Annotated in this window: 16 protein-coding genes; 11 read left to right on the plus strand and 5 right to left on the minus strand. The window is 74.3% G+C overall.

What is annotated here, in order from left to right:
• The first annotated feature begins 72 nt into the window (after positions 1-72).
• The 5 genes from treZ (at position 73) to O2W16_RS19250 (ending at position 6,468) form a co-directional block, all read left to right on the plus strand.
• Positions 73-1,824, plus strand: a complete 1,752-nt coding sequence (gene treZ, locus O2W16_RS19230) for a malto-oligosyltrehalose trehalohydrolase (RefSeq protein WP_269160440.1) — start codon at positions 73-75, stop codon at positions 1,822-1,824.
• A 2-nt stretch (positions 1,825-1,826) separates the two neighbouring features.
• On the plus strand, positions 1,827-2,537 hold the full coding sequence (locus tag O2W16_RS19235; protein ID WP_269160441.1) for a dihydrofolate reductase family protein: 711 nt from the start codon (positions 1,827-1,829) through the stop codon (positions 2,535-2,537).
• A gap of 84 nt (positions 2,538-2,621) precedes the next feature.
• Entirely contained in the window at positions 2,622-3,695 is a 1,074-nt protein-coding gene (locus O2W16_RS19240) for an ATP-dependent DNA ligase (RefSeq protein ID WP_269160442.1), read from the plus strand.
• Between the two features lie 86 nt (positions 3,696-3,781).
• Positions 3,782-5,344: an alpha/beta hydrolase gene (locus tag O2W16_RS19245; RefSeq protein ID WP_269160443.1), complete on the plus strand. Its 1,563-nt coding sequence runs from the start codon at positions 3,782-3,784 to the stop codon at positions 5,342-5,344.
• 56 nt (positions 5,345-5,400) lie between these two features.
• Positions 5,401-6,468: a DNA polymerase domain-containing protein gene (locus O2W16_RS19250; protein WP_269160444.1), complete on the plus strand. Its 1,068-nt coding sequence runs from the start codon at positions 5,401-5,403 to the stop codon at positions 6,466-6,468.
• 868 nt (positions 6,469-7,336) lie between these two features.
• Here the strand turns inward: O2W16_RS19250 and O2W16_RS19255 are convergent.
• The gene (locus tag O2W16_RS19255; RefSeq protein ID WP_269160445.1) at positions 7,337-8,266 is read right to left on the minus strand and encodes an EamA family transporter; all 930 of its coding nucleotides are present in this window, start codon (positions 8,264-8,266) and stop codon (positions 7,337-7,339) included.
• Positions 8,267-8,334: 68 nt separating this feature from the next.
• Here O2W16_RS19255 and O2W16_RS19260 point away from each other — a divergent pair, with 68 nt between their 5' ends.
• The 3 genes from O2W16_RS19260 to O2W16_RS19270 all read left to right on the plus strand — a co-directional run bounded on the left by O2W16_RS19260 (position 8,335) and on the right by O2W16_RS19270 (position 10,095).
• On the plus strand, positions 8,335-9,189 hold the full coding sequence (locus O2W16_RS19260; protein ID WP_269160446.1) for a LysR family transcriptional regulator: 855 nt from the start codon (positions 8,335-8,337) through the stop codon (positions 9,187-9,189).
• 115 nt (positions 9,190-9,304) lie between these two features.
• Complete coding sequence (locus O2W16_RS19265; protein ID WP_269160447.1) at positions 9,305-9,742, plus strand: hypothetical protein; 438 nt, start codon at positions 9,305-9,307, stop codon at positions 9,740-9,742.
• A 149-nt stretch (positions 9,743-9,891) separates the two neighbouring features.
• The gene (locus O2W16_RS19270; protein ID WP_014741881.1) at positions 9,892-10,095 is read left to right on the plus strand and encodes a cold-shock protein; all 204 of its coding nucleotides are present in this window, start codon (positions 9,892-9,894) and stop codon (positions 10,093-10,095) included.
• Between the two features lie 98 nt (positions 10,096-10,193).
• Here the strand turns inward: O2W16_RS19270 and O2W16_RS19275 are convergent, their stop codons facing one another.
• Positions 10,194-10,652, minus strand: coding sequence for a hypothetical protein (locus O2W16_RS19275; RefSeq protein WP_269160448.1), 459 nt, complete (start codon positions 10,650-10,652; stop codon positions 10,194-10,196).
• Positions 10,653-10,876: 224 nt separating this feature from the next.
• Here O2W16_RS19275 and O2W16_RS19280 point away from each other — a divergent pair, with 224 nt between their 5' ends.
• Both O2W16_RS19280 and msrB read left to right on the plus strand, forming a co-directional pair.
• The gene (locus O2W16_RS19280) at positions 10,877-11,443 is read left to right on the plus strand and encodes a hypothetical protein (protein WP_269160449.1); all 567 of its coding nucleotides are present in this window, start codon (positions 10,877-10,879) and stop codon (positions 11,441-11,443) included.
• 88 nt (positions 11,444-11,531) lie between these two features.
• Positions 11,532-11,951: a peptide-methionine (R)-S-oxide reductase MsrB gene (gene msrB, locus O2W16_RS19285; protein WP_269160450.1), complete on the plus strand. Its 420-nt coding sequence runs from the start codon at positions 11,532-11,534 to the stop codon at positions 11,949-11,951.
• Positions 11,952-12,223: 272 nt separating this feature from the next.
• Here msrB and hemQ read toward each other — a convergent pair whose 3' ends face one another.
• Positions 12,224-12,940 (minus strand): hydrogen peroxide-dependent heme synthase, encoded by a 717-nt coding sequence (hemQ, locus tag O2W16_RS19290; RefSeq protein WP_269160451.1) that lies wholly within the window; start codon positions 12,938-12,940, stop codon positions 12,224-12,226.
• Between the two features lie 160 nt (positions 12,941-13,100).
• On the opposite strand from hemQ, the gene O2W16_RS19295 reads away from it, so the two are divergent.
• A complete protein-coding gene (locus O2W16_RS19295) occupies positions 13,101-13,571 on the plus strand; it encodes a Dps family protein (protein WP_269160452.1) in 471 nt (156 codons plus the stop codon).
• A 94-nt stretch (positions 13,572-13,665) separates the two neighbouring features.
• Here the strand turns inward: O2W16_RS19295 and hemG are convergent, their stop codons facing one another.
• Both hemG and hemE read right to left on the minus strand, forming a co-directional pair.
• Complete coding sequence (gene hemG, locus O2W16_RS19300) at positions 13,666-15,066, minus strand: protoporphyrinogen oxidase (RefSeq protein ID WP_269160453.1); 1,401 nt, start codon at positions 15,064-15,066, stop codon at positions 13,666-13,668.
• A complete protein-coding gene (gene hemE / locus O2W16_RS19305) occupies positions 15,063-16,169 on the minus strand; it encodes a uroporphyrinogen decarboxylase (protein ID WP_331253771.1) in 1,107 nt (368 codons plus the stop codon). Before hemE ends, hemG begins: the two co-directional genes overlap by 4 nt.
• Positions 16,170-16,236 lie beyond the last annotated feature (67 nt).

Consider the following 16,236-nt stretch of genomic DNA (forward strand, 5'->3'; position numbering starts at 1 on the left):
GCGACGGTTGACGGCCGGGTGCCCGGGCATGATCCACCTGCCCGTCCCCCGCACCGCCCTGGAGGCCCCCGCATGTCCGAGCCCGTCGAGTTCACCGTCTGGGCGCCGCTGCCTGCGCGGGTCCGCCTGCAGGTGGACGGCGAGGTGCACGACATGCAGCGGGACGACGCCGGCTGGTGGCACGCCACGGTCCCCGCGTCCCCCGAGGCCGACTACGGCTACCTGCTCGACGACAACCCGACGCCGCGCCCCGACCCGCGCTCCCGCCGTCAGCCCGACGGCGTGCACGGTCTCTCCCGCCGCTTCGACCCGTCCGGGTACCGCTGGGGCGACGGCGCCTGGACCGGGCGCCCCCTCGCCGGCGGGGTGGTCTACGAGCTGCACATCGGCACCTTCAGCCGCGAGGGGACCTTCGACGCGGCGATCCGGAACCTGGACCACCTGGTCGACCTGGGCGTCGACTTCGTCGAGCTGCTGCCGGTCAACGGCTTCAACGGCACGCACAACTGGGGCTACGACGGCGTCGCCTGGTACGCGGTGCAGGAGACCTACGGCGGCCCCGCGGGCTACCAGCGCTTCGTCGACGCCTGCCACCAGCGAGGGCTGGGCGTCATCCAGGACGTCGTCTACAACCACCTGGGCCCGTCGGGCAACTACCTCCCGGAGTTCTTCCCGGTCTTCGCCGAGGGCGCGAACACCTGGGGCAACTCGATCAACCTCTCCGGCCCGGACTCCGACGAGGTGCGGCGCTACATCTTGGACAACGCCCTGATGTGGCTGCGCGACATGCACGCCGACGGCCTGCGGCTGGACGCCGTCCACGCGCTGGTCGACGAGCGGGCCACGCACGTGCTCGAGGAGATGGCCGCCGAGGTCGCCCGGCTCTCGGTCGCCGAGGGCCGCCCGCTGTCCCTGATCGCGGAGAGCGACCTCAACGACCCGCGGATGGTCACGCCCCGGGTGGCCGGCGGCACCGGCCTGGACGCGCAGTGGAGCGACGACTTCCACCACTCCCTGCACACCCAGCTGACCGGCGAGGGGCAGGGCTACTACGCCGACTTCGAGGCGGCCGGGCTCGGCGGGCTGGCGAAGGTCCTCACCAGCGCGTTCTTCCACGCCGGCGACTGGTCCAGCTTCCGCCGGCGGCACCACGGCCGCCCGGTGGACACCGCGGCCCTGCCGGGCTGGAAGTTCCTCGCCTACCTGCAGGACCACGACCAGATCGGCAACCGCGCGGTCGGCGACCGGATCTCCGCCTCGCTCTCCCCCGGTCTGCTCGGCGTGGGCGCCACTCTGGTGCTGACCAGCCCGTTCACCCCGATGCTCTTCATGGGCGAGGAGTGGGGCGCGGCCACCCCGTGGCAGTTCTTCACCAGCCACCCGGAGCCGGAGCTGGGCCGGGCCACCGCCGAGGGCCGGATCGGCGAGTTCGCCGAGCACGGCTGGGACGCCGCCGTGGTGCCCGACCCGCAGGACCCGGAGACCTTCACCCGCTCGAAGCTGGACTGGTCGGAGCTGGACCGGGAGCCGCACACGCACGTGCTGGCGGTGCACAAGGCGCTGCTCGCGCTGCGCCGCCGGCACCCGGAGCTGGTCGACCCCGACCTCTCCGCGGTGCAGGTGCACTGGGACGACGCGGACCGGTGGCTGGTCGTGCACCGCGGCTCGTTGCGGGTGGTCGCCAACCTGTCCGACCAGCCGCGGGAGATCGACCTGGACACGGCGGCCACCCAGGTGCTGTTCGCCAGCGGCGAGCTGCCCGAGCTGGACGGGGCGCAGGTGACGGTGCCGGCGGAGAGCGCCGCGGTCCTGGCCACCCACTGAGCGTGGCGTCGCTGCCGCACGACCCGGCCGAGCTGGCCGACGCCTATCGGGTGTCGGCCGGCCGGCACCTGCGGGTCAACTTCGTCGCCTCGCCGGACGGGGCGATCAGCGTCGACGGCCGCAGCGGCGGGCTGGGGTCGGACGGCGACCGGCGGGTGTTCCGCACGCTGCGCGCGCTCTCCGACGCGGTGCTGGTGGGTGCCGGCACGGCGGCGGCCGAGGGCTACCGGCCGGTGCTCCCCGACTCCGCCGTCGGCCGGCTGCGGGCGGAGCTCGGCCGCCCGACGGTCGCGCCGATCGTGGTCGTGTCCCGGCGGGCGTCCCTGCGACCGGACGACCAGCTGGTCACCGCCGCCGTCACGCCGACCCTGCTGGTCACCTGCGCCGCGGCCGACGCGGACCAGCGGGCGGCGCTCACCGGCGCCGGCGTCGAGGTGCTGGTCTGCGGCGACGACGACGTGGACCTGCCGACCGCGCTGGACGCCCTGGCCGAACGCGGTCACGAGCAGGTGCTGTGCGAGGGCGGTCCGGCGCTGTTCACCGCCGCCCTGGCCGCCGGGGTGGTCGACGAGCTGGACCTGTCGATCGCCCCGCTCCTGGTCGGCGGCGGCCCCGGTCTGCTGCCGCAGGCCCTCCCGTCGCCCGTGCCCGCCGAGCTGCGGCAGGTGCTGGAGGAGGACGGCGTCCTGTTCACCCGGTACGCCCTGCGCTGAGGCCTCGCCCCTGGACGACCCCGTCGTGCTCGACCGGCTCGGAGGGGCTGCCCGGCGTCGTCGGCGACTGCTTGACTGGCCGGCATGGACCTGCCCGTGAACCCGCCGGTCAAGCCGATGCTCGCCAAGCCCGTGGCGAAGCTCCCCACCGGCGACGGCTGGTTCTACGAGCCGAAGTGGGACGGGTTCCGGTGCATCGTCTTCCGGGACGGCGACGAGGTCGAGCTGGGCAGCCGCAACGAACGCCCGCTGACCCGCTACTTCCCCGACGTCGTCGAGGCGGTCAAGGCCCAGCTGCCCGAGCGCTGCGTGGTCGACGGGGAGATCGTCGTCCCGCGCGGGGACCGGCTGGACTTCGAGTCGCTGCTGCAGCGGATCCACCCGGCCGCCTCCCGGGTGACCCGGCTGGCCGCCGAGACCCCGGCGTCCTTCGTCGCGTTCGACCTGCTGGCACTGGGCGAGGAGTCGCTGCTGGCGACGCCCTTCGCCGAGCGGCAGGCCCGGCTGCGCGAGGCGCTGGCCGGTGCGCAGGCACCGGTGTACGTCACCACGGTCACCTCCGACGCCGAGGTCGGGCAGCGCTGGTTCGCCGAGTTCGAGGGCGCCGGCCTGGACGGCGTCATCGCCAAGCGGGGCGACCAGCCCTACTCCCCCGACCAGCGCGTGATGACCAAGGTCAAGCACGTCCGGACGGCGGACTGCGTGGTGGCCGGCTTCCGCTGGCACAAGAGCGGGCCGGTGGTCGGCTCGCTGCTGCTGGGCCTCTACGACGACGCCGGCGCCCTGCAGCACATCGGCGTCGCGGCGTCGTTCTCGATGAAGCGCCGGGCCGAGCTGGTCGAGGAGCTGGCCCCCCACCGGGCCGAGGCGCTGGACGGACACCCCTGGCAGGACTGGGCGAACGCCCAGACGGACACGGACGGCGAGCGCCGGATGCCGGGGGCCACCAGCCGCTGGAACGCCGGCAAGGACCTGTCCTGGGTGCCGCTGCGGCCGGAGCTGGTGGTGGAGGTCAAGTACGACCAGCTGGAGGGCCGCCGGCTGCGGCACACCGGTCACTTCCTGCGCTGGCGCCCCGACCGGGACCCGCGGTCGTGCACCTACGAGCAGCTGGAGGTCCCGGTCCGCTACGACCTCGCCGAGGTCCTCGGCGGCTGAGGAGCAGCCGGGTCCGCGGGGACTGAGCGCATCCTCACGCCGAACCTGGCTGCCGCTCCCAGGTTCGGCTCCTACCCTTGCCGATCATGACCGCGCACCGCCGCCTGGCCACCGCCGGAGGAGCGTTCCTCGCCCTCGCCCTGACCCTCGCCGGGTGCACCTCCTCGGGCGAGGAGGAGACAGCCGCGGCCGTCTCCTCCTCGGAGGCCCCGCCGGCCGAGCCGGAGCCGCAGCTGATCGAGTGGACCGACTGCGACGACCAGATCGACCCGATCATCGCCGGGCGACCCGGGTCGGAGCGCGACCTCGTCTTCTCCTGCGGGACGACGACGGTGCCGGTCAGCTACGAGGACCCCGAGGGCGGCACCCTGCAGCTGTTCCTGGTGCGGGCCAGCCTCGCCGGGCAGACCTACCCGATCGGCTCGCTGATGGTGAACCCCGGTGGCCCCGGGCAGTCCGCCGCCGATGCGGCCATCCAGGCGGCGCTCACCCTCCCCGAGGCGGTCGTCAACCAGTTCGACATCGTCGGCCTCGACCCGCGGGGGACGGGGCTGAGCACCCCGGTCGAGTGCATCTCCGACGAGCAGAAGGACGAGCTCTTCGCGGCCGATCCCCGGGTCACCGACACCGCCGCGCAGGACGCCCTGTTCAGCCAGGTCGAGGAGGTCGCGGCCGGCTGCAGCGAGGAGTACCAGGAGGCGCTGGGCGCCTTCTCCACGGCGGACGCGGCCCGCGACCTGGACCTGGTCCGGCGGTCCCTCGGTGACGACCAGCTCAACTACCTGGGTTACTCGTACGGCACCACGCTGGGCTCCACCTACGCCGAGCTGTTCCCCGAGCAGGTGCGGGCGATGGTGCTCGACGGCGCGGTCGACCCCGACGCCACCCCGCAGGAGGCGGCGGAGGCGCAGGCGCAGGGCTTCGAGGCCGCCTTCGACGCCTTCGCCGCCAACTGCCTGTCGCTGATCAGCGGCTGCCCGCTGGGGCCCGACCCCCGCGCGTTCCTCGACGAGCTGCTGGCCCAGGCCGCCGCGGCCCCGATCCCGAGCAGCCGGGAGGGCGAGACCCGGCAGGCGACGCCGGGCCTGATCCTGGGCGGCGTGCGCTCGGCCCTCTACCAGCCCTCGGCCTGGCCGCAGCTGGCCCAGTCGCTGGCTGCCGCCCGGAACGGTGACGCCGCCGGCATCCTGACCCTGGCCGACACCTACACCGGCCGCAATGACGACGGCACCTACAGCAACGTGGTCGACGCCAACCTGGCGGTCAACTGTGCCGACACCGACGAGGAGTTCAGCGCCTCGGACGTGCAGGCCCTGGCCGCGGACTGGAACGCGCGCTACCCGCTCTTCGGCGCCGACGCCGCACTGAGCCTCTACACCTGCTCGGCGTGGGAGGCCCCGCGCACGCCCCTGCCCGAGCGGGACGCCGCGGGCAGCGCGCCGATCCTGGTCATCGGCACGCAGGGCGACCCGGTGACCCCGGTGACCGGCGCGGTCGACCTCGCGGAGGACCTGGAGAACGGGGTGCTCCTCACCTGGCAGGGCAGCGGGCACACTGCCTACCCCAAGACCGAGTGCGTGACGGCGGCCGTGAACGCGTACCTGATCGACCTCGCCGTCCCGCAGGACGGGACGACCTGCCCCGCGTGACCGGCTCCGGCAGGATCGACCCCGCACCCGGTCCTGCCTGACCCGAACGGAGCCTCATGGCCAGCAGCAAGGACGCCGTCGTCCTGGAGCTCGACGGCCATGAGGTGCGGGTGAGCAACCCGGAGAAGCCCTACTTCGGGGACAAGGGCATCCGCAAGATCGACGTCGTCGAGTACTTCGTCGCCGTCGGCGAGGGCATCCTGTTCGCGCTGCGCGACCGGCCGACGACGCTGGAGCGCTGGCCGGGCGGGGTGTTCGAGGGCGCCCGGCTCTCCACCAGGGTCGACAACACCGGCGACGCGTTCTACCAGAAGCGGGTGCCGAAGAACGCCCCCGAGTGGGTGCCGACGGCGCACATCAGCTTCCCCAGTGGCCGGACCGCCGACGAGATCGCCCCGGACTCGGTCGCCGTCGTCGCGTGGTGCGCGAACCTCGGGACGCTGACCTTCCACCCGTGGCCGGTGTCCAAGGGCGACGTCGAGTCGCCCGACCAGCTCCGGATCGACCTCGACCCGCAGCCGGGCACCGACTTCTCCGACGCCGTGTGGGTGGCCCCGCACGTGCGCGAGCTGCTGCACGAGTTCGGCATGGAGGGCTGGCCGAAGACCTCCGGCGGCCGGGGCGTGCACGTCTACGTCCCCATCCAGCCGCGCTGGACCTTCCCGGAGGTGCGCCGGGCGGTGATCGCGTTCGGCCGGGAGCTGGAACGCCGCATCCCCGACCGGGTCACGATGAACTGGTGGAAGGAGGAACGCGGCGAGAAGATCTTCATCGACTACAACCAGATGGCCCGGGACCGCACGATCGCCAGCGCCTACTCGATCCGGCCGAAGCCCCATGCGCCGGTGAGCGCCCCGGTCGACTGGGACGAGCTGCCCGACGTCTCGCCCTTCGACTTCGACGTCCGCACCATGCCGGCCCGCTTCGCCGCCGTCGGTGACAAGCACGCCGGCCTCGCCGACCACGCCTTCGACCTCACTCCCCTGGTCGAGCTGGCCGACCAGCAGGAACGGGACCTGGGACTGGGCGAGATGCCCTATCCCCCCGACTACCCGAAGATGCCCGGCGAGCCGATGCGGGTGCAGCCCAGCCGCGCGAAGAAGGTCCCCGCCGCGCAGGACTGAGCCGAGGGCTCGCCGCGCTAGCGTCGCACCGTGGCCGATCACCCGACGCAGGCCTGGGACCTGGTGGCGGAGGGGCGCCGGCACCGGGTGGAGGCGACCGGTTCGGTGTCGCGGACGGTCCGGTGGAGCGTCGACGGGCGGGTGGTGGCGGCCAAGAAGTCCGCTGAGGACACCGTGCGGCTCAAGCCGGGTGACCGGCTCAAGGGCGAGGACGACGTCAGCCCGGACGACCAGCCGGCCGACGTGGAGCCGGACGTCGGCTCGGTCACTGTGCAGTACACCGGCCTCGGCAAGCCGAAGCGGGCCACCTGGTACCCGCCTGCAGACGGCGCCGCCGTGCGTGCGGCGCTCGGCACCGGCGGGATCGACCTGGAACCGGAGACGGGGTCCCCAGCCGCGCTCCGGGAGGAGCGGATCCGTCAGCACCCCCGCCGGTACGCCGTGCTCGCCGTCGCCGGCGGCGTGGCGAAGGTGGTCCTCCCGCTGCTGCTCGGGCTGCTCGCCGTCCGACTGACCGTCGCACTTCCCTGGCCCGACTGGGACCTGCCGTCGATCCCGTGGCCGGACGTCGACCTGCCGTCGATCCCCTGGCCCGACGTGGACCTGCCCGACGTGGACCTGCCGGACTGGCAGGCCCCGGCCTGGGTGCGGTGGATCGCCGACAAGGCCCAGTTCGTCTGGCCCGTCCTGCTGGCCGCCTACCTGGCCCGGCGGGAGATCCGCCGCCGGCGAGAGCAGGACGCCCTGCGGGCGCAGCGCAGGGCGGAGCAGCAGTCCCAAGCCGGGCACGAGGCCGGTCACGAGGCGAGCCGCGAGGACGACGACCGGCCGCCGTCCCCTGACGGGCCGCCGCGGACGCCGGTGGCGCTCAGCCGGCCGGGCGACGGGCGGGCAGCTGACCGGCGACGTTGGCGCCGACGATCGCGGCGATGGCCAGCCACGCGTCCCACGGCTGCCCCTGGCCGAGCACGATCAGGCCGACCACGGTGGCGATCACCGGGTGGATGCTCATGAACACCCCGTAGGCGCCGGCGGGCACCCGGCGCAGCGCCAGCAGGTCGAGGAACAGCGGCACCGCCGAGGCCAGCACGCCCGCGGTGACGGCGTACCCCACGGTCACCAGCGACGGCGGGTGTGCGACCAGCACGGCGATGCCGATGGGGAGGAACACCAGCGCCGACAGCCCCGCCGCAGTGGCCGGGCCGGTACCGCCGGGCACCCGGGCACCCAGCTGCCGGTTGACCAGGATGTAGCCGGCCCAGCAGGCGGCGGCCAGCAGGCCGAGGGCGATCCCGGCGTGGTCGGTCGTCGGGTGCGGCCGGCTGAGCGCGACCACCCCCGCCAGGGCCACCAGCGCGCAGCCCAGGTCGCGCCGCCGCCGCGAGGCGGCCAGCGCCACACCGAGCGGGCCGAGGAACTCCAGCGTCACCGCCAGGCCCAGGCCGATCCGCTCGATGGCCGCGTACAGCGACAGGTTCATCGTCGCGAACACCACGGCCAGCAGCAGGATCGGCCGCCACTGGGCGGCCGTGAGCCGCCACGGCCGGGGCCGGACGACGCCCACCAGCACGATCCCGGCGACCCACTGCCGCACGGCCACCACCCCGACCGCTCCGATCACCGGGAAGGCCAGCGCCCCGACCGCCGCGCCGACCTGGTTGGCCAGCGCACTGCCGAACATCAGTGCCACGCCGGCACCCGCGCCCGGGGCACCGCCGGGGAGGTGGCTCGCCGGGCGGGCGACGACCGGGGCTGCCCCTCCCGCCGCGGGCTGGTCGATCCGCCGGGTACTGGTCACCGGTCGACCCTGACCTCCGCGGGTGCATGCACAAAATGCACACACCGGCTCATGCATACGCTGAGCGCATGAGCGTTGAGCTGCGGCACCTGCGGTGCCTGGTCACGATCGTGGACACCGGTACCTTCACCGACGCCGCGATCGAGCTGGGCGTCTCCCAGGCCGCCGTGTCCCGCGGCCTCGCCGCCCTCGAGGCCGAGCTCGGCACCCGGCTCCTGCGGCGCACCGCGCGCGAGGTCTCCCTCACCGCCGCCGGGCAGCGGGTGCTCGACCGCGCCCGCCGGGTCCTGGCAGAGGTCGGCCAGCTGGTCGAGGAGGCCGGTGGCACCGCGACCCGGCTGCGGATCGGCCACGCCTGGTCCGCGATGGGCCGGCACACCCTGGACTTCCAGCGCCGCTGGGCGACCCAGCAGCCGGGCACGGAACTCCGTCTGGTGCGCACCAACTCCCCCACCGCCGGTCTCGCCGAAGGCGCCTGTGACGTGGCCGTGCTCCGGGTGCCGCCGGACCCACAACGCTTCGGCAGCGTGCTGGTCGGGGTGGAGCGGCGCGTGTGCGCGGTCGCGGCCGACGACCCCTGGGCCCGCCGCCGTTCGCTGCGGATGGCCGAGATCGCCGAGCGGACCCTGCTGGTCGACCGCCGGACCGGGACGACGACCCCGGAGCTGTGGCCGGAGGACGCGCGCCCGGTGATCGCGCACACCCAGGACGTCGACGACTGGCTCACCGCGATCGCCACCGGCCGCTGTGTCGGGGTCACCGCGGAGGCGACCGGCGCCCAGTACGGACGCCCCGGGGTCGCCTACCGGCCGATCCGGGACGCCGAGCCGGTCGCCGTCCGGTTGGCCTGGTGGCGCGACGACCCGCACCCGGCGTCCCCGGCCGCCGTCGCCCTGCTCACCGAGCTCTACCGGCGCACCTGACGCCGGCCGGCTCACCCGCAGGGGTGAGCCGGCCGGCGTCGGCTGTCGCGTGGGGCGGTTCCTGTCGTTGAGGAGGCGTTCGGTCCACGGTCAGACAGGCGACAGGAGCGGGGTCATGCGGGTCGCGTTCCTGGTGTACGGCGTGCTGTACGTCGTCATCGAGGTCGTCGGGTACCAGCTGGAGCAGGTCAGCTGGCCCGAGCTCACGGCCCTGGACGTGGCCACCGCGCTGACCAACGCCTTCCTGACCGTCGCCGTCCTCGTCGCCGTGTTCGTCGGGGTCGACCTCGCCGGACACCGCTGGCGCCGCCACCTGCGGGCGGTCGCACAGGAGCGGGCCCGGCTGGCGCTCGAGGAGTGGGCGGCCCCCGAGCCGCTCACCGTGCAGGCCTGGCGGCCGGGGCCGCTGGCGTTGACCGCTGCCCCACCCCGTCCGACGGGGAGTGCCCGACCCCGGGCCGGCGCCGCTCAGGACAGCTATGCGCCGAACGCCTACGCCCGCCAGGCCTGGTCCGAGGACGCCGCCCGGGACGCCTCCGGACGCCTGCTCTGACCCGCCGCACCGCGGCCCGGACCGGCTCGCCGAGGATCTTTGTGCCCCTGACCTCCCACAGATCGCCAGAACCCGCTAGGGTCGTACACGTCGGGAAGGCCCTGCGCATTGGCAGGACCCCGACGCACGACCTCAGCTAGGAGCGAGCAATGCCCGAAGGAACAGTGAAGTGGTTCAACGCAGAGAAGGGGTTTGGCTTCGCCACCCCGGACGGCGGCGGCCCGGACGTCTTCGTCCACTACTCGGCCATCCAGACCAGCGGGTACCGCTCGCTCGATGAGGGCCAGCGCATCTCGTTCGACATCGAGCAGGGCCAGAAGGGCCCGCAGGCGGCGAACGTCAACCCGGTCTGATCTTCAGACCGAGGAGCTGAACGCAGCCCTCTCGAACCACCGACAGTGCCCTCGCCCGAGCAATCGGGCGAGGGCACTGTCGCGTCCGGTCCCGGCGGTCAGCGCGCCCGGGGCACGTACCCGCCGATCAGGGCGGACATCAGCAGCGCCCCGTCGTCGGGCCCGATGGCAGCTGCGGCATCGGCGAACGTGCGCCAGCGCTCCCGCTCCACGTCGGTCATTGCACCGGCGGCCCGGGCGCGGGCCTGTTCCAGGAGCCGGTCCCACTCGCTCTGCGGCGTGGGCCAGAGACCGGTGAGCCGGCGGGCCTCACCGGAGACGGCGGTGAACCGGACGATCTCCCCGGCGTGGTTGGTGAGCGCCTCGGCGTAGCCGGCGGTGACCAGCGCGTTGGCCGCGGAGACGACCTGCGGCTTGGGCAGGCCGCTGGCCGGCACGACGGCCCCGAGGTAGGGGGCACTGCCGTGCGGGGGCTCGTCGATGAGCCGGGCGATCGCCCGGAGCACGGGGAGGTCGCGGGTGAACCAGGTGTCGGCCAGGGGCTGCGGGGTGCTCATGGTTCCTCTCGGCGGACGGCGGCGCCACCGGACGCGGCGCCGGGCTCACCGTACGAGCACCCGACCGCGGCACCGCAGCCGCACATCACCGGGGTGTCCGGTCGCTGCTTAGCAGAGCGAACTTCGTTACCGGATGTTGATCGACCCTTGCGCTGGGCGATGACAGGATCGAGGGGTCCGCCGCCCAGCACGCGAACCCTCCGTCCGCCCGTCCGAGGAGACCCGTGTCCCGACGCAGCATGCCCCGCGCCGTCCTCGGCCCTGTCCTCGGTCTGGCCCTGGCGGCATCCACCCTCGGGGTGGCCGGTGCGGCATCGACCGCCGACGCCGGTCCGCCGACCGTGGCGGTGGCCGTGGCCGTGGCCGACGGGCTGACCGACCCCGCTGACCTCGCGCCCCACCCGACCTCCCCGATCGCTGCCCTGGACCCGACCGCCGGCGCGGACCGGGACTCCGCCGCCGGCGTCACCGACGACGCGCCGACGGCGACCGTCAGCGACCCGCGGCCGCTGCGGGAGGACGAACTGACCGTTCTCGGGACCGGTTTCTCGCCGGGAGAGAAGGTCACCGCCGAGCTGCCTGCGCGGCTGCGGGGCCAGCTCGGTTCCGGGGTGGCCGGGCCGGACGGCAGCGTCTCCCTCACCGTGCGGGCGCCGATGGTGCTCCAGGCCGGCGCGCACGAGGTGCTGCTGCGAGGCACGTCGGGTGCCACGGCGAGCACGAGCATCCAGCTCCGCCCGCTGGTCGAGGACCAGCTCACGCGGCTCGCCCGCTGGTGGCCGCGCGGCTGAACGCAGGCTCCGGCGGCAGCACCGGACGCTGCCGACCGGGGAGCACGGGCCCCCGGCGCAGGTGGCGGAGCCGCCGTACCGTGGAGCCATGACCACATCCGCCCACCAGCCCCAGGTCGTCAAGAGCGACGAGGAGTGGCGCGCGCAGCTGTCGCCGGAGGAGTACGCCGTGCTCCGCCAGGCGGGCACCGAGCGGCCGTGGACCGGTGAGTACGTCGACACCAAGGCCGTCGGCGTCTACTCCTGCCGGGCGTGCGGTGCCGAGCTGTTCCGCTCCGAGACCAAGTTCGACTCGCACTGTGGCTGGCCGTCCTTCTACGAGCCGGCCGCCGAGGACAACGTCGTCCTCCGTGAGGACCGTGCGCTCGGCATGGTCCGCACCGAGGTGCTGTGCGGCAGCTGCCACAGCCACCTCGGCCACGTCTTCGCCGACGCCCCCCAGACCCCCACCGGCGACCGCTATTGCATCAACTCCGTGAGCATCAAGCTCAACTCCACCGAGAGCTGAGCCCCCAGCAGCGCACGAACGGCGCGTTCCTGACCGGGGAACGCGCCGTTCGTGCGTCGGGCACGAGTACGGACCCGCCGCTCTGTCGCGCCAGCGACCCCGCGGGATCCGGCGCGGGCCCGGAGGGTCCCGCCGGAGACCGCGGCCAGCGGCTCTGTGTCCCTGTCGCGGGGCCCGGAGGGTCCCCGACAGAGACGCAGGCAACAGCTCAGCGCAACCGGGGCACGGCTCCTGGCCGCGGTGTCATCGCGGAGCGATGACCATGTGCATCATCACGGCAGGTCCGCGACCAGCTCTGCGATCTCCTTGCGGGTGCCGGTGTAGAACGGCACCTCCTCGCGCACGTGCCGGCGGGCGCGGCTGGCCCGCAGGTCGCGCATGAGGTCGACGATGCGGTGCAGCTCGTCGGCTTCGAAGGCGAGCATCCACTCGTAGTCGCCGAGCCCGAAGGAGGAGACGGTGTTGGCCCGCACGTCGGGGTAGGGCCGGGCCTGCATGCCGTGCTCCTTGAGCATGTCCCGCCGCTCCTCCTCGGGCAGCAGGTACCACTCGTAGGAGCGGACGAACGGGTAGACGCAGACGTAGCGGCGCGGCTCCTCGTCGGCGAGGAAGGCCGGCACGTGGCTGCGGTTGAACTCGGCGGGGCGGTGCAGCGCCATCTGCGACCAGACGGGTTCGAGCCGGCGGCCCAGGGCGGTGCGGCGGAACCGGCCGTAGGCCTCCTGCAGCGCCTCCGGCGTCTCGGCGTGCCACCAGATCATCAGGTCGGCGTCGGCCCGCAGGCCGGCGACGTCGTAGACGCCACGGACGACGACGTCCTTGCCGGCCAGCTCGTCGAAGAGCGCGGTGACCTCGTCGGCGGCGGCGCTGCGCTGGTCGTCCTCGAGCGGCCGGGCCAGCTTGAACACCGACCACATCGTGTAGCGGATGAGGGCGTTCAGCTCGTTCGCCCGCTTGCCGATGCTGCGCTCTTCGGTCTGCTCGCTCATGTCCTCATTGTGGACCGCCGGCCAGCGGCGCGATGCGGGACGTCGGTCCCTCCCGGTCGTGAGGCCGGACACGCGCGCATGCGCTCGCCCGGACCGGGAACAACACCCCCCGTCCGGATCTTGTACCGGAGGACACCTTCCCGACCGTAGGAGGAACAGCATGGCCGTGATCCAGAGCCCGTTGTCCGAGGACGTCCAGAAGGTCACCGGCGAGGCGCTGCAGGGCGCCGTCGTCGACCTGATCGACCTGAGCCTGATCGGCAAGCAGGTGCACTGGACGCTGGTGGGCCGCAACTTCCGCAGCATCCACCTGCAGCTGGACGACGTCGTCGACACCGCCCGCGAGTACCAGGACACCGCCGCCGAGCGGGCCGCCGCGATCGGCGTGCTGCCCGACGGCCGCGCCGGCACGGTGCAGTCCAGCGGCATCCCCCAGCCGCCGGTGGAGTGGGTGCACGCCGACGACGCGATCCGCTACTTCGTCGATGTCTTCACGCTGGTCGTGGCCCGGATGCGCGACCGCATCGAGGCGACCGAGGACGACGAGGTCACCCAGGACCTGATCATCGAGATCACCGGGGCCCTCGAGAAGCACCACTGGATGTGGCAGGCCGAGGCAGCGCAGAACTGAGCCCGCTGCACTCCCACCGGAGGCCGGCACCCCGATCGGGGTGCCGGCCTCCGGTGCGTCCGGCCCGAGCCGTGCGTCCGGCGGGAGTCGCGCGTCAGGCCAGGGCCCGGACCGCCCGGCGGGCGTCGCGGATGCAGGCAGGCACGCCGACCCCGCCGTAGGCGGCCCCGGCCACGGCGAGCCCGGGGACGGCGTCGACCGCCGAGCGGATCGCCGCGACGCGCTGCGGGTGGCCGACCAGGTACTGCGGCAGCCCGTCGACCCAGCGCACCAGCTCGGTCTGTACCGGTTCGGGCCGGCCGAGGTCGAGGAGCTCGGCGACGTCGGCGACCACCGCGGCGGTGAGCTCGGCGTCGTCCCACTGCAGGGCGGCGTCGTCGCCGAACCGGCCCACCGACGAGCGGACCCGCAGCACCGGCGCACCCTCGGGGCCGGACAGGTGCGGCCACTTGGACGAGGAGACGGTGACGCCCTTGACCAGCCGGCCGGTCACTGGCGGCACGAGCAGCCCCGAGCCGGCGGCGACCGGCTGGTCGGGGAACGCCATCGCGACCACGGCCATCGACGCGTACGGGATGCCCGCCAGCGGCTCGACCGCGTCGGGGGCGACGTCGGCGAGCAGCCGCGCGGTCGGGCCGGCCGGCGTGGCCAGCACGACGGCGTCCGCGGTCAGCGTCCCGCCGCCGTCGACGTCCAGCTCGAACCCGCCCGCGGTGCGGCGCAGCGCCGCCACCCGGGTGTGCAGCCGGACGTCGGCCCCCGAGGCGTGCACCAGGGCGGCGGGCAGTGAGCCGACGCCCTCGCGGACGGTGACGAACACCGGTCCGTCGACGTCGCCGCGGCTGCGCGCCCCGGCGTCCCGGGCGGCGACGGCGGCGCCCAGCAGCGAGGTGGCCGCCGGCAGCTCGGCGGCGAGCGCGGGCATGGTCGCGGCGAGGGAGAGGTCGTCGGGGCGACCGGCGTAGACCCCGCCGAGCAGCGGCTCGACCAGCCGGTCGACCACCTCGTCGCCCAGCCGTTCCCGCAGCAGGCCACCGACGGAGACGTCGCCGTCCAGCTGCAGCGGGGGCAGCTCGGCCTCGGCCCGGAGCCGGGCGACGCCGGCGGGGGTGAGCACGCCGTCCAGCCCGTCGGCGGTCGTCGGCACCCCCTGCAGCGTGCCGGCCGGGAGCGGGAACCGGCCCTCGGGCAGCACGATGGCGGCCTGGGTGGTCCGCGCCGACACCAGCTGGTCGGCCAGGCCGAGCTGCTCGATCAGCTCGACCGCCTCGGGCACCCGGGCGAGCACCGCCTCGGGGCCGGTGTCGTACCAGCGACCGGCGAGGTCGACCCGGTCCAGCTTGCCGCCGATCCGCCCGCCGGCCTCCAGGACGACGACCTCGCCGTCCGGGTGGGCGCGGTGCCACTCGAACGCTGCGGTGAGCCCGGTGATCCCGGCGCCCACGACGACCAGCCGGGGAGCGGTCGCCGGGGTGGTGCGGGCGGGGGACGTCACTGCGCGGTGAGCTCGTGCACCAGCTCCACGACGTGGGTCAGCACGCCGGGGTCGGTGTCCGGCAGCACGCCGTGGCCGAGGTTGAACACGTGCCCGCGGGCGGCCCGGCCCTGCTCCACGATGCGGCGCACCTCGCGGTCGACGGTCTCCCGGTCGGCCAGCAGGACGGCGGGGTCGAGGTTGCCCTGCAGCGAGTACCCCGGACCGACGCGGCGGGCGGCCTCGTCCAGCGGGACCCGCCAGTCGACGCCGACGACGTCCGCCCCGGCGTCCCCGATCAACGGCAGCAGCTCCCCCGTGCCCACGCCGAAGTGCACCTTCGGCACCTCCGGGCGGGCCAGCCCGTCGAAGACGGCACGCGAGTGCGGCAGCACCCGGCCGGCGTAGTCGGCCGCCGACAGCACCCCGGCCCAGGAGTCGAAGAGCTGCACCGCGCTCGCCCCGGCGTCCACCTGCACCCGCAGGAACATCGCGGCGCTGACTGCGAGCCGCTCCAGCAGCCGCTGCCAGGCCGCCGGCTCGGCGTACATGAAGGCCTTGGTGCGGGCGTGCTCCTTGGAGGGCCCGCCCTCGATCAGGTAGGTGGCGAGGGTGAAGGGCGCCCCGGCGAAGCCGATCAGCGGCGTGGCACCGAGCTCGGCCACCAGCCGCTGGACGGCGGTGGCGAGGAAGTCCAGCCGGTCGGGCTCCAGCGGCGGCAGCGCGTCGACGTCGGCGACGGTGCGCACCGGGGACGCGATCACGGGCCCGACGCCCGGCTTGATCTCGATGTCGACCCCGGCCACCACCAGGGGCAGCACGATGTCGGAGAAGAGGATGGCCGCGTCGACGCCGTGCCGGCGGACCGGCTGCATGGTGATCTCGGTGACCAGGTCGGGGTCCTGGCAGGCCTCGAGCATCGCGGTGCCCTCCCGCAGCGCGCGGTACTCCGGCAGCGACCGCCCCGCCTGGCGCATGAACCAGACCGGCGTGCGCGACACCGGGAGGCCCCTGGTCGCTCGGACGAGATCGGAGTCGGCGGCCGGTCCTGCTGCTGTTCCCACGGACGCCGATCCTCCCAGACGTCGGCGGGGTCGGCTCCGCCCCTCCACCGGGCCGGTCACGGCACGAGGTCACGGCGCGAGGTCACGGCGGAGGTCACGGCTGTGCGTCGGCTGGGCGGGGCGGCGC

The organism is Modestobacter sp. VKM Ac-2984 (assembly GCF_026967985.1).
Classification (GTDB): Bacteria; Actinomycetota; Actinomycetes; order Mycobacteriales; family Geodermatophilaceae; genus Modestobacter.

Bases quoted from the DNA above. Each gene is read 5' to 3' on its own strand.
- treZ (WP_269160440.1), top strand. From the start codon at position 73: ATGTCCGAGCCCGTCGAGTTCACCGTCTGGGCGCCGCTGCCTGCGCGG.
- O2W16_RS19240 (WP_269160442.1), top strand. From the start codon at position 2,622: ATGGACCTGCCCGTGAACCCGCCGGTCAAGCCGATGCTCGCCAAGCCC.
- O2W16_RS19245 (WP_269160443.1), top strand. From the start codon at position 3,782: ATGACCGCGCACCGCCGCCTGGCCACCGCCGGAGGAGCGTTCCTCGCC.
- O2W16_RS19250 (WP_269160444.1), top strand. From the start codon at position 5,401: ATGGCCAGCAGCAAGGACGCCGTCGTCCTGGAGCTCGACGGCCATGAG.
- O2W16_RS19260 (WP_269160446.1), top strand. From the start codon at position 8,335: ATGAGCGTTGAGCTGCGGCACCTGCGGTGCCTGGTCACGATCGTGGAC.
- O2W16_RS19265 (WP_269160447.1), top strand. From the start codon at position 9,305: ATGCGGGTCGCGTTCCTGGTGTACGGCGTGCTGTACGTCGTCATCGAG.
- O2W16_RS19270 (WP_014741881.1), top strand. From the start codon at position 9,892: ATGCCCGAAGGAACAGTGAAGTGGTTCAACGCAGAGAAGGGGTTTGGC.
- O2W16_RS19275 (WP_269160448.1), bottom strand. From the start codon at position 10,652: ATGAGCACCCCGCAGCCCCTGGCCGACACCTGGTTCACCCGCGACCTC.
- msrB (WP_269160450.1), top strand. From the start codon at position 11,532: ATGACCACATCCGCCCACCAGCCCCAGGTCGTCAAGAGCGACGAGGAG.
- hemQ (WP_269160451.1), bottom strand. From the start codon at position 12,940: ATGAGCGAGCAGACCGAAGAGCGCAGCATCGGCAAGCGGGCGAACGAG.
- O2W16_RS19295 (WP_269160452.1), top strand. From the start codon at position 13,101: ATGGCCGTGATCCAGAGCCCGTTGTCCGAGGACGTCCAGAAGGTCACC.